General features: G+C 58.7%; 9 protein-coding genes. 6 read left to right on the top strand and 3 right to left on the bottom strand.

The window, feature by feature from the left end; genetic code table 11:
- Positions 1–59 precede the first annotated feature (59 nt).
- Both IFT84_RS11925 and IFT84_RS11920 read left to right on the top strand, forming a co-directional pair.
- Positions 60–1166 carry an efflux RND transporter periplasmic adaptor subunit gene (locus IFT84_RS11925; RefSeq protein WP_192119588.1) on the top strand — a complete coding sequence of 369 codons (1107 nt, stop codon included), beginning with the start codon at positions 60–62 and terminating at the stop codon, positions 1164–1166.
- On the top strand, positions 1166–4297 hold the full coding sequence (locus IFT84_RS11920) for an efflux RND transporter permease subunit (protein WP_192119585.1): 3132 nt from the start codon (positions 1166–1168) through the stop codon (positions 4295–4297). The genes IFT84_RS11925 and IFT84_RS11920 overlap by 1 nt, the downstream gene beginning before the upstream one ends.
- 248 nt (positions 4298–4545) lie before the next feature.
- Here IFT84_RS11920 and IFT84_RS11915 read toward each other — a convergent pair whose 3' ends face one another.
- A complete protein-coding gene (locus IFT84_RS11915; protein ID WP_192119583.1) occupies positions 4546–5424 on the bottom strand; it encodes a LysR family transcriptional regulator in 879 nt (292 codons plus the stop codon).
- A gap of 314 nt (positions 5425–5738) precedes the next feature.
- On the opposite strand from IFT84_RS11915, the gene IFT84_RS11910 reads away from it, so the two are divergent.
- From IFT84_RS11910 to IFT84_RS11895, 4 genes are all read left to right on the top strand, one after another.
- The gene (locus IFT84_RS11910) at positions 5739–6989 is read left to right on the top strand and encodes a ribulose-bisphosphate carboxylase large subunit family protein (protein WP_192119754.1); all 1251 of its coding nucleotides are present in this window, start codon (positions 5739–5741) and stop codon (positions 6987–6989) included.
- Positions 6986–8356, top strand: coding sequence for a four-carbon acid sugar kinase family protein (locus tag IFT84_RS11905; protein WP_192119581.1), 1371 nt, complete (start codon positions 6986–6988; stop codon positions 8354–8356). Before IFT84_RS11910 ends, IFT84_RS11905 begins: the two co-directional genes overlap by 4 nt.
- Before the next feature lie 75 nt (positions 8357–8431).
- Positions 8432–9202 carry an SDR family NAD(P)-dependent oxidoreductase gene (locus IFT84_RS11900; RefSeq protein WP_192119579.1) on the top strand — a complete coding sequence of 257 codons (771 nt, stop codon included), beginning with the start codon at positions 8432–8434 and terminating at the stop codon, positions 9200–9202.
- Positions 9203–9365: 163 nt separating this feature from the next.
- Positions 9366–10376 carry a 2-keto-3-deoxygluconate permease gene (locus IFT84_RS11895; protein WP_197975539.1) on the top strand — a complete coding sequence of 337 codons (1011 nt, stop codon included), beginning with the start codon at positions 9366–9368 and terminating at the stop codon, positions 10374–10376.
- A gap of 148 nt (positions 10377–10524) precedes the next feature.
- On the opposite strand, the gene IFT84_RS11890 is transcribed toward IFT84_RS11895, so the two are convergent.
- Positions 10525–11199: a glutathione S-transferase family protein gene (locus IFT84_RS11890; RefSeq protein WP_192119577.1), complete on the bottom strand. Its 675-nt coding sequence runs from the start codon at positions 11197–11199 to the stop codon at positions 10525–10527.
- A gap of 29 nt (positions 11200–11228) precedes the next feature.
- Entirely contained in the window at positions 11229–11987 is a 759-nt protein-coding gene (locus IFT84_RS11885) for an SDR family NAD(P)-dependent oxidoreductase (protein WP_192119575.1), read from the bottom strand.
- Positions 11988–12151 lie beyond the last annotated feature (164 nt).

The following is a 12151-nucleotide window of genomic DNA, read 5'->3' as shown; positions in this document are numbered from 1 at the left end:
GTTTTAGATTTAGGTTGAAATCTATATCAGATACGTCGACCGTCAAGAAGGGTCACCACATGAAAGCGAAGTTTCTCCTCACCTCTGCGGTCGTGATCTCCTGCGCTGCCACCTCAGTGTTTGTGTTCTGGTCCTCCGAAAACGCTGCAACCGCCGCCGATCCCCGGACCGCTGTCCCGTTTGTGAACGTCGTGAACGCCGAGGTACCCGATACCGTGGTGCGGAGCTACACCGGGACGATTGCCGCCCGTGTCCAGAGCGATCTCGGCTTTCGGGTCCCCGGAAAGATCATCGAACGGTTGGTCAACCTCGGTGATGAGGTGAAAACCGGACAACCATTGATGAAGATCGATGAGACGGATCTTCGCCTTGCGCTGACGGCCAAACGCAATGCCGTTGCGGCTGCTCGCGCAACATTTATCCAAGCTCAAGCGGATGAGAAGCGGTACGCTTCACTTGTCAAGAATGGCTTGGCAGCCACCCCTCAAAGATATGAACAGGCCAAAGCAGCGCTCGATACAGCGGCGGCGCAGCTTGCCGCAGCGGAAGCGAAGGGAAAAGTCGCAGAAAATGAGGCTGCGTACACCCTTTTGTTGGCAGACGCTGACGGAACAATTGTCGAGACGCTGGGTGAGCCCGGACAGGTGGTTGCAGCCGGACAGACAGTTGTAAGACTGGCAAAGGCTGGCGCGCGTGAAGCGGTCGTCTGGATGCCTGAAAATCTTCGACCGAAGATCGGCGTGACCGCACACGCCACCGTTTATGGCCGCGACACCGAGGACAAGGCCATGCTTCGGCAGATCTCTGCTGCGGCAGATACGCAATCGCGCACCTATGAAACACGATGGGTTCTTCAAGGAGATGCAGCTGCCGCACCCTTGGGCGCGACGGTGACGATCAAGATACCCAACAGGCAAGCCCAAGCTCACGCCGAGGTGCCGGTCGGTGCCCTGCTGGACGATGGTAAGCGCACCGGCATCTGGGTGGTCGATCAGGCATCGTCCAAGGTCCACTTCCGCGACTTGAAAATCGAACGTCTCGGTGAAGAAAACGCAATCGTCTCCGGACTGAAGCCGGGTGAGGTGGTCGTGGCGCTTGGCGCGCATCTCCTGGTCGACGGCGCACAAATCCGCACACGTGCCGAAAAAGCAGAGGCCGCACAGTAATGAGCTTCAATCTTTCAGCGCTCGCCGTTCGTGAGCGGGCGGTCACTCTGTTTTTTATTCTCCTTCTGGCCGCAGCGGGTGTCTATGCCTTCGTCAGCCTCGGTCGCGCTGAGGATCCGTCCTTCACCATCAAAACGATGACGGTCACGACCGCTTGGCCCGGTGCGACTGCGCGCGAGATGCAGGACCTTGTCGCCGAACCGCTGGAAAAGCGGATTCAGGAACTGACATGGTATGATCGGGTGGAAACGACCACGCGTCCGGGCTACGCATTCCTGACGGTCACGCTCAAGGACAATACGCCGGCCAGCGTTGTCGAAAGCGAGTTCTATCAGGCACGCAAGAAGCTGGGGGATGAGGCACCCAACTTGCCGCGCGGTGTCTTGGGACCGTTCGTCAACGATGAGTATTCCGATGTCAGTTTCGCCCTATACGCTTTGAAAGCCAAGGGCATGCCGATGCGTGACCTCGTTCGCCAGGCCGAAACGATCCGGCAGGAGCTCCTGTCCGTACCGGGCGTGAAGAAGATCAACATTCTTGGTGAAAGGCCCGAGCAGATCTTCGTCGAATTCTCCTTTGCCAAGCTCGCAACGCTCGGCATCTCGGCGCCGGACATCGCTTCGGCCCTGCAGAATCAGAACACTGTGACACCTGCTGGTTCCATCGATACCCGTGGCCCGCAGGTGTTCCTCCGGTTTGACGGCGCCTATACCAATATACAGGCCGTCGCGGATACACCGATTGTGACGGGTGGCCGCACCTTGAAGCTTTCGGATTTCGCCACAATTCGCCGCGGCTACGAAGAGCCCGCGACCTACGTCATCAGACACGAGGGCGAGCCGGCAATCATGCTGGCTGCCGTGATGCAATCGGGTTGGAACGGCCTCGACCTTGGCAAGGCGCTTGAGGAAAGATCGGCAAAAATCAGCCAGTCGCTGCCTCTCGGTATAACCCTTGCGAAAGTCAGCGATCAGGCAGTTAACATTCAGGCGGCTGTCGGCGAGTTCATGATGAAGTTCGCCATGGCGCTGGGTGTGGTGCTATTCGTCAGCCTGGTTGCTCTGGGCTGGCGCGTTGGCATCGTTGTTGCACTGGCTGTGCCTCTGACGCTGGCCGTGGTCTTTCTGATTATGCTGGAAACAGGCCGCTTCTTCGATCGCATCACGCTCGGCGCCCTCATCTTGGCACTCGGGCTTCTGGTCGATGACGCCATTATCGCTATCGAAGTGATGGTGGTGAAGATGGAAGAGGGGATGGATCGTATCAAGGCGGCCGCCTACGCCTGGAGCCATACGGCGGCGCCTATGCTGTCAGGCACGCTCGTCACGATCGTTGGTTTTATGCCAGTCGGCTTTGCAAAGTCGGCGGCTGGTGAATATGCCGGAAACATCTTCTGGGTCGTCGGGTTCGCGCTGATCGTCTCATGGATTATCGCTGTGGTCTTCACACCCTATCTTGGTGTCAAGATGCTGCCCGATATCAAACCTGTCACGGGCGGTCACGAGGCCATCTACGGAACGCCAAATTACCGGCGGCTTCGCGGGATCATCAAGTTCGCCGTTCGCCACAAGTTCATGACATGCGCCGTGGTTGTCATCGCGATGGGCGTTTCCATCGCCGGGATGGGGAGCGTCAAGCAACAATTCTTCCCGACATCGGATCGTCCCGAGGTGCTGGTCGAGGTTCGATTGCCGGAAGGCACGAGTATCGAAACGACGTCGACCACGGTGGCAAAGGTGGAGAAGTGGCTGCAGGCGCAGCCGGAGACGGAAATCGTCACGAGCTATATCGGCCAGGGTGCGCCCCGTTTCTTCTTTGCCATGTCGCCTGAACTGCCCGACCCGGCTTTCGCCAAGATCGTCGCACTCACTCCTGATGCGCGAGGACGCGAAGCCCTGAAGCATCGCCTGCGCGCCGCCGTCGCCGAGGGCCTTGCCCCCGAAGCCGCCGTGCGCATCACCCAGCTCGTCTTTGGACCCTTCACGCCATTCCCCGTCGAGTTTCGCGTCATGGGGCCCGATCCCGAGAAGCTCTATCAGATCTCGGAGGAAGCGCTGACCATTATGAGGACTGTTCCGGACGTCCGTCAGGTCAACCGCGACTGGGGTAACCGCACGCCTGTGGTGCGTTTTATTCCCGACCAGGAACGGCTCAACCTTATTGGCTTGTCGCCGGCAGAGGCGGCTCAACAATTGCAGCTTTTGCTGACGGGTGTCGCAGTCACGCAGGTTCGCGAGAACATTCGCAATGTTCCCGTTGTTGCCCGCAGCGGAGGCGAAAGCCGCCTTGATCCATCGCAGCTCTCACGCTTTTCGCTCATCAGCCGCGATGGGCGCGCCATTCCCCTCGATCAGATCGGTCGCTCCGAGGTCAGCTTTGAAGAGCCGATCATGAAGCGACGTGACCGCACGCCGGTCATTACCGTCCGCGCGGATATCGATGAGGCAGCGCAGCCGCCGGGGGTTTCGCAGGCGGTGATGCAGGCACTGCAGCCTCTCATCGCTTCGCTGCCCGTCGGCTACCGGATCGAAATGGGCGGCAACATTGAGGAATCGCTGAAGGCGAACACTGCCCTTGTCAAGATTTTCCCGCTGATGATCGCCATAATGCTGATTGTGATTATTCTTCAGGTTCGCAGCCTGTCGACCATGACCATGGTTATGCTGACTGCGCCGCTCGGTCTTGTCGGTGTCGTCCCGACACTGCTTCTCTTTAATCAGCCCTTCGGCTTCAATGCCATTCTGGGTCTGATTGGACTTGCCGGTATTTTGATGCGCAACACGCTCATCCTGACCGAGCAGATCAAGGAGAACCGGGCGGCAGGCCTGGACGACTATCACGCGGTGATCGAAGCGACCGTGCAGCGAACCCGTCCGGTTATTTTGACGGCGTTGGCAGCGGTCCTTGCCTTCATTCCGCTGACCCACTCGGTGTTCTGGGGATCGATGGCCTACACGTTGATCGGTGGTACGGCTGTCGGCACTCTGATGATCCTGCTGTTCCTTCCAGCACTCTACGCAACATGGTTCCGGATCAAGCCGACCGGCGACAGTACGGTGCACGCCGACCATGGCATTATGCAGCCGGACGCGAGCGACCCGAGGTCGCAGTTGAATCTCGCAGCCGAGTGATGCAATAGCGATAGAGCCCAGCCTCTCTGGATGGAGGCTTCAGTGCGGCTGATGTATTGCTGGTGACAGTTCTGCGTACGTTGCATGGCGTGCCTATTCTGGAGCGATTTCCAGAGCACCGAGCGTGGCGAGGCCCGCCCTGCGTTTAAAAGGGCGCTGATAAGGTCTTGAAATATTTCTCGCTCAGCATGAGCGCAGGAAAGAGAGTGAAGCATTCGCCATTCAACGTCGCGGTGCTCGATGGATGATCAGGCAGCCTCCACCATTTTCGCTTCAAGCCATCCAGCCAAGGTTTTAACGCCGGGATTTTGCCGCAGGTGATGAGCGATCCATAACTGCAATCTGTGTGGCCCAAGGATGAAACCGAACGGAGCGACAAGTTGTCCGGCATCGATCTCTCGCTGAACGAGATATTTGGGGGCGATAGCGACACCTGACCCGAAAGTAGCGGCTTGTAGCATAAGATAGAAATGCTCGTATTCCTCCGCAATTTGAATGTCAGGAATTTCAGGTCCAACGGCGGAAAGCCACTCTTCCCAGGCCCTCTTCCGCGTTGCCGTGCCCAAGACATGCGCCGTTTCAAGATCGACAGCGGATTTCAAGGGATGGCGCAGCAGATAATCCGGGCTACAAACGACCCCGATTTCCTCGCCAATCATGTCCAGAATCACGACATCGTCGGGCGCGCTATACATTGTGTTCCGAAGGGCTACGCTGATACCGTCCCGGGCGAAGTCGACTTCTCCATAATTTACATTCAGCCGGAAATGGATATCTGGATGAAGGGCCTTGAATTCAGGGATTTTCGGGATCAGCCAGTACTGCATGATCGTTGCCGAGCACGATAAGGTCAGCGGGCCAGCCGAAAGACGCGCTACCGCAAGGTTAAGCGACCGAAACCCTTCGCTGAGAGTCTGTGCCATCTCGGACCCCGTTGGCGTGGGCTCGGATGATTTCGAAAGGCGCCGGACGAGCGTCGTCCCGTAAAGGCGTTCCAACTCGCGAACGTGACGGCTTATGGCGCCATGGCTCACACCAAGTTCCTGGGCGGCTTTCGTCATGCTTCGCAGCCGTATCGTCGCTTCAAACGCGCGAAGAGCATGCAAGGGAAGATTTGCAAAGGACATTGATACCTCCTGACATACTGCACCAAGCAGGATTCCCCGCACCATGTCAGCTTGACACACATCAATGAAGGTCTGAATTAGCAGACGCTCGACATTTTACACGGAAATGTGCTGCTGGCACAGCGATGGGATGGGTATGGAACACAACAACTCGAATTCATTTCCTCGTATGAGGTGATTTAAACTCACATCATACGGCTTGCATTGTGCCTGTTTTCAAGGAGCCACGCATGTATGAGTGTTGAACGATCATGGGGAGTACGGAGGAGGGTCCGGTACGCTTCGATCGAGGAGGAGATATCGTGACCAATACAATGCGCCTCGAGGCTGACTATATCCTTGAGACATACATGCCACCGGAACAAGCTGCGGAAATCATTGCCGGCGAGCAATCCAGCGGCACGTTCGTTGCAATACCTGGCGAAACGCCCGAATTAAAAGCGTTGGCGGCAGCACGAGTGGAAACCCTCGAGACCATCGCAACGTACAATGCTGTTGCCGCCCTCGATGGTCGATATCCCATGGACGCCGCGATGCCTTTGCATCGGGTGAAGATGACGCTGTCCTGGCCCCTTGCAACTGTTGGGGTATCGCTTCCCAACCTTCTGGCGACAGTTGCTGGCAATCTTTTTGAACTTGCCTGTGTCACTGGTCTCAGGATCGTCGACATTCGATTCCCCCCGCCGTTCTTTCAAAAGTACAAAGGTCCCGCGTTCGGGATCGAGGGAACCAGAGACCTTGGCGGCGTTCAGACGGGACCGATGATTGGAACGATCATCAAGCCGAGTGTCGGCCTGACCGCAGAGCAAACCGCTTCTCTGGTCCAGGATCTCGTCAATGGCGGCATCGATTTCATCAAGGATGACGAGTTGCAAAGCGACTCTTCTGTCTGCCCGTTTGACGACCGCGTCGACCGCGTGATGCGGGTGATCAACGAGGCCGCGGAACGGACGGGCAAGAAGACGATGTACGCCTTCAACCTGACGGGCGATATGGATGAGATGCGGCGACGCCATGACAAGCTCGTGTCCGCAGGCGCAACCTGCCTGATGGTCAGCCTGAATTCCGTCGGGATGACTGGCTTTCTGGATTTGAGGTCATTCAGTCAACTGCCGATCCACGCACACCGAAACGGCTGGGGTTATCTGAGCCGCCATCGGTCGTTGGGTTGGTCTTATGTCGCATGGCAGAAGCTATGGCGCCTTGCCGGCGCAGACCACATGCATGTCAACGGCGTCGACAACAAGTTTTCCGAGGACAATGAATCGGTCATCCGGTCGGCACGCGAATGCCTGACGCCAATGTCGGAAGAGAAGGCGTGCCTGGTCATGCCGGTATTTTCGAGCGGACAAACCGTTCGTCAGGCCCATGCCACCTATGCCGGGTTGCAGTCGGACGACCTGATCGTCACGGCCGGTGGCGGCATCGTGGCGCATCCCAAAGGCCCCGCGGCAGGCGTGCAGGCTCTGCGCGATGCCTATCGGGCGGCCATTGCAGGGGAAAGCCTCGAGTCTGCCGCCGGACATAGCGATGCATTGAGGCTCGCCATGGACATGCGCACATGAGCGACACCCTTTCAACGCTTCCTCCCGGCGCGCTGCTTGCCTTCTACGGTGATGATTTCACGGGATCATCCGCTTCGATGGAAGCCTTCGCCTGGCAGGGCATCAAGACGGTGCTTTTTCTGGATGTCCCATCGGCGGAACGTCTTGCCGCATTCCCGGATTACCGGTGCATCGGGATTGCGGGGATAGCGCGCTCAAAAAGCCCGTCCTGGATGGCGTCTCACCTGCCTGCCATCTTCCAGCGACTGGCGGAATCTGGCGCGCCCATCGTACAGTACAAGGTGTGTTCGACATTCGATTCCGCACCGGAGATCGGCTCGATTGGAAAAGCCGCCGACATAGGCGCGGAGCTGTTCCCGGGTCCGATACCCATGTTGGTCGGCGATCTTGGAATGGGGCGGATACAGGTTTTCGGCCATCTCTTCGCCCAAGCCGACAGCAGGTATTATCGCCTGGATCGCCACCCAACGATGACCAACCATCCATCGACGCCGATGCAGGAGTCCGATCTGGCCCGGCATCTGGCGCTGCAAACCAGTTTGCCGATTACCAATATCGACTTTCTCCAGCTGAAAAACGGTGACGTCGAAACACGCATTCGTCAATACGAGACGGAAAAGGCGCATATTTACTCCATCGATCTGCTCGATCGGGATACTTTGCGTGCCGCCGGACGGGCCATCTGGACCATGGGCAACGCGCAAAAATTCGTGCTTGGCTCTCAGGGTGTGCAGGCGGCATTGGCAGCATATTGGCGCTCGAAGGGCCTTTTGACCGATAGTGCGATCGAAAGCTCGGTGAAGCCGGTTGAAAGAATTGCTGTCGTGTCCGGTTCGGTTTCACCCATGACTGCCGCGCAGATCGATCATGCAACGTCTCATGGTTTCGAGGCGATCCGGCTTGATCTGGATCGCGTGTCCGATCAGCAGGCATGGGATGCCGAGATCGATCGCGCCGTAAGCAGGTCAAGGGTCGCCCTGTCGGAGGGTCGCGATCCCCTGGTGTTTACAGCCAAGGGTCCGCAAGACCCGGCAGTCGGCCGGTTTAAAGACAGATTCTACCAGGACCGGAAGACGGCTGAGACCATTAATGACCGCATCGGCAGCAGTCTTGGGCAGATACTCGACAGGCTCATCACGGAAACCGGCATCAGTCGGGTGGTTCTGTCGGGCGGGGACACGTCGAGCCATGCTGCTTTGAGGCTGAAAATCGACGCCTTGACCAGTGTGTCGAAGCTGGCACCCGGCGGTCCGTTGTGCAGGGCCCACTCAGCAGATCCATCCAGAAATGGGATAGAGATCGCGATGAAGGGCGGGCAGGTGGGATCTGTCGGTTACTTCACAGCAGCAAGGGACGGACATCAGTAATTTCGCTTGGCTCCGATCGGTGGGGATGAGCCAGCCGGTGCGAACCGGTCGATTTTAACGTCAGGGAGGAACGATATGGCAGACGAAAAAGAAACGAGAGTTGCACTTGTGACCGGTTCCGCAATGGGTATCGGCTTCGCGATTGCTCACAATCTCGCGCTGGATGGCTTCGCGGTCATCATTGCCGACGTCAACGAGGAAGCCGCGAAAAAAGCGGCGGATGAACTGAGAGCCGCAAATCTCATTGCCACGCCAGTCGTGATGGATGTTGGTAATCCGGAATCCATTGCTCAGGCATTCAAGGTCGTCGAGACCGACTATGGCCGTTGCGATGTGCTGGTCAATAATGCCGGCATCGCCAAGACATTTCCATTTATCGACTTTCCCTATGACAACTGGGTTGCGACGATCAACATCAATGTTACGGGAGCCTTGCTGTGCAGCCAGCATGCGGCGCGGCTCATGCGCCGGTCCGGCTGGGGCAGGATCATCAATATCGCATCGGTTGCGGGCGAACGTGCCGTGGGCCATGGCCGGACCGCATATGGCGTGTCGAAGGCAGCTGTCATTGGCCTGACCAGGCAGATGGCTGCGGAACTGGCAACGTACGGCATCACCAGCAATGCCGTTGCACCCGGTCCCGTGGATACACCGCTGACGGAGGTTCTGCACTCGGCGGAGTTCAGGGCGACATACACGGCTGCCATTCCAGCGAAGCGCTATGGCAAGCCGGGCGAGATAGCGTCGACTGTGTCATTTTTGGCGTCCGAGGGCGCGAGTTATATCAATGGCGCAGTCATTCCCGTGGACGGCGGGTTCCTCGCTGCCGGAGCGCTCCCGGCTTAAGGCGGGGAGTTTGAAATGAGCATCGGTGTGGTGTGCGGTCAATTTGGGAAGAGGAGCCCTGGGTTTCCGGCACATCACTCGACGTAGAAGAGCATGAAACCGATATCAACCGAAAGCGACGTGCAATACCGGGGAGGTAGGGCGCGCAGGAGGAGTGTGCCTCATGGAAATGCAATTCAAACAAGGACCTTCGTCAGTCCCGTTCTTCAAGACAATGCAAAAAGTCCCGGCAGGCATGATGTTGATCCCGCTCGTACTGGGTGTCCTCATCAATACGTTTGCACCCGAGGCGCTCAGGATCGGCGGCTTCACCCAAGCCTTGTTCAAGGACGGTGCGCTGGCTCTCATCGGGCTGCTGATTTTTGCAACCGGTGCGCAGATTACCGGGAGCCACAGCGGCAAGGCTGCCGCTGCTACCACTGGAGTGGTGCTCTTGTGCAAGACCCTGATCCCGGCGGCAATCGCAGTTATGCTCGGTCTTATATTTGGACTTGAAGGGTTCTGGGGAATATCGATCCTGGCCTTGCTTGCGATTATGGGCAACAGCAACGGAGCCTTGTGGCTGGCTTTCGCCGGTGAGTACGGCGACGAGCGAGACACAGGTGCCTATGTCGCCAGCGCCTTCGATGATGGTCCGTTTCTCGCCATGATCTTTCTCGGCGCATCCGGTCTGGGACAGATCCCGTTCATAGCTCTCGTTGCAGCGATTGTCCCGTTTGCGCTGGGTCTGATCGTCGGCGCTGTCGACCGCGAGTGGACCCGTGCACTCGATAGCGTGCCGAGCATCACGATCCCGTTCATGTCCTTTGCCGTTGGAACCGGCATCAGCTTGGGCACAGTGCTGACGGGTGGAGTTCAGGGCCTGTTTCTTGGCGTTGGCGTCGCTTTTTTCACAGGCGGGCTCACTTACCTCGGCTATCGATTTCTGTTGCGCCGTGGTTCGAAAAGCGGCATTGGCTTTGCGGCCGGTACTACGGCTGGTAACGCCGTTGCCGTCCCTATGGCCGTCGCCGTCGCCGACCCTCGCTTCCTGCCCTTTGTGGAGTCAGCCGCAGCGCAGACTGCGACAGCTGTTCTGGTAACCGCCATCCTTGCACCGATTGTAGCTTCGTGGGTACTGAAGCGCTCCGGCGGACTGACTGTGCACGATCCGATGGCGGCGAGCGTCGCGTAACAAGCCTTCGTCGAAGAACGACTTCATGATTTCGCTCCGGCAGCCCGCAATCGCGCCAACGCGCTGCCGGACAGTGGTCGACTTGAACAATGCGTACAGGCGGTTGCCCGGTTCATGGGCTCGCACCGCAGCCGCCTGAACGGCAAAGTTAAGCCGCGATCATCACGCCTTGCTGGCGCAGGTGGTCGCAAAACAGGTCGGGATAGGTATCGGTCACGGCGTTCCGGACGCTGGATCGCTCGGCAAGTGCCGCGCACCACGCCGTCACACGAGGCAGGCCAGCAAAGATCGGGTCCGCCACTTGCGGATCGATGATCCCGAAATAGCGGAACAGCGGTGCGTAGACCGCATCGACCAGGCCAAAGTCCGCCCTGGCGAAATACGGGCCGTTCCCCAGTGCAGCCTCGATCTTGCTCAGCCGATCACGGAAGGCTGCCCGCCGGGCGTCGGCGGTCGCCGTATCCTTGGCGTGGAGGAACTGCCAGCCCTCGGCAAAGGTCTGGGTGGCGAATTCGATCCAGGCGCGATGGCGGGCACGCAGCAATGCATCGTCGGGATACATCGCCGCGCCGCCTTGTGTCTCGTTCAGATATTCGCAGATCGCCACGCTTTCGAAGAGAATTGCCTCCTCACCGCTCAGTTGGCGCACCTTCAGCAACGGCACCTTGCCGGTCGGCGACAGGGCCAGAAACCAGTCAGGCTTGGCAGACAGGTCGATGTTGACCCGGTCGAACGCTACCGCCTTTTCGAGGAGGACGATCGCGGCGCGTTGGACGAAGGGGCACAGTGGGTGGCTGATAAGAGTGAGGTTTTGCTTGGTCATGACGGCGTCTCGATGTGCTGGAATGGAGATCAGAGCGACTGGCCGCCCGATACGTCGAACGTCGTGCCGTTGGCCCAGCCCATGTCATCGGACAGAATCGCTGCGACCGCGCGGCCGATGTCGTCGGGTTGACCGACGCGGCCGAGCGCGATCTTGCTCGCGACAAAGGCATGAGCCTGTTCGTTATCGCGGACCCTGCCGCCGCCGAAATCGGTAGCGATGGCGCCCGGCGCGATGGCGTTGACGCGAATCTGCCGCGCGCCGAGTTCCAGCGCCATGAACCGGGTCAGCGTCTCAAGCCCCGCCTTGGCTGCCGCATAAAGACCGAAGGTGGCCATTGATGTGCGCGTGAAGCCCGTAGAGACATTAAGGATGCGTCCGCCATCGGCGATGATCGGTAGCAATGCCTGCGTCAGGAACACCGGTCCGCGCAGGTGCATGTCGATCATCATATCGAACTGTTCCTCGCTTGCGTCAGCGACCTGCACGTGGACGACCGCACCGGCGTTGTTGACCAGATAGTCGAACCGGTCGCTGCCGAAGCGGCTCGCGAGCGTCTCGGCGAAGGATGCGACGAAGGCCGGGAAGCTTGCTACCTTGGTGACGTCGAGTTCGAGCATCACCGCCTTGCCGCCCAGAGCTTCGATCTCTTCAACCAGCGTCTGGGCTTCCCCGGCGCCCTGGCGAAAGGTGCCGACGATGCCGACGCCGCGACGGGCGAGGTGCAGCGCCATGCTGCGACCGAGGCCACGGCTGGCACCGGTAATGAGTGCGATTTTCTGAGACATGGCTACATTCCTTGAGGTTTTGATTATCGGACGGCACGCCGCTGAGGCGCGGCCCTCGCTGCCAGTCAAATAGGCGATTGCTGCGTTTCACGCTCCGCCTGATGCTCTCAATTGTTTGCCTGATTATCTCAAGGTCTTTGCATTCGTGGAAATTGATGTCATGT

The organism is Rhizobium sp. CFBP 8762 (assembly GCF_014841565.1).
In the GTDB taxonomy this organism is placed as follows: domain Bacteria; phylum Pseudomonadota; class Alphaproteobacteria; order Rhizobiales; family Rhizobiaceae; genus CFBP-8762.
Note: the sequence above shows the minus strand (reverse complement) of the source record. Positions and strands in the feature narration are given on the sequence as shown.

Bases quoted from the DNA above. Each gene is read 5' to 3' on its own strand.
- IFT84_RS11900 (WP_192119579.1), top strand. From the start codon at position 8,432: ATGGCAGACGAAAAAGAAACGAGAGTTGCACTTGTGACCGGTTCCGCA.
- IFT84_RS11905 (WP_192119581.1), top strand. From the start codon at position 6,986: ATGAGCGACACCCTTTCAACGCTTCCTCCCGGCGCGCTGCTTGCCTTC.
- IFT84_RS11925 (WP_192119588.1), top strand. From the start codon at position 60: ATGAAAGCGAAGTTTCTCCTCACCTCTGCGGTCGTGATCTCCTGCGCT.
- IFT84_RS11915 (WP_192119583.1), bottom strand. From the start codon at position 5,424: ATGTCCTTTGCAAATCTTCCCTTGCATGCTCTTCGCGCGTTTGAAGCG.
- IFT84_RS11885 (WP_192119575.1), bottom strand. From the start codon at position 11,987: ATGTCTCAGAAAATCGCACTCATTACCGGTGCCAGCCGTGGCCTCGGT.
- IFT84_RS11895 (WP_197975539.1), top strand. From the start codon at position 9,366: ATGGAAATGCAATTCAAACAAGGACCTTCGTCAGTCCCGTTCTTCAAG.
- IFT84_RS11920 (WP_192119585.1), top strand. From the start codon at position 1,166: ATGAGCTTCAATCTTTCAGCGCTCGCCGTTCGTGAGCGGGCGGTCACT.
- IFT84_RS11910 (WP_192119754.1), top strand. From the start codon at position 5,739: ATGCGCCTCGAGGCTGACTATATCCTTGAGACATACATGCCACCGGAA.
- IFT84_RS11890 (WP_192119577.1), bottom strand. From the start codon at position 11,199: ATGACCAAGCAAAACCTCACTCTTATCAGCCACCCACTGTGCCCCTTC.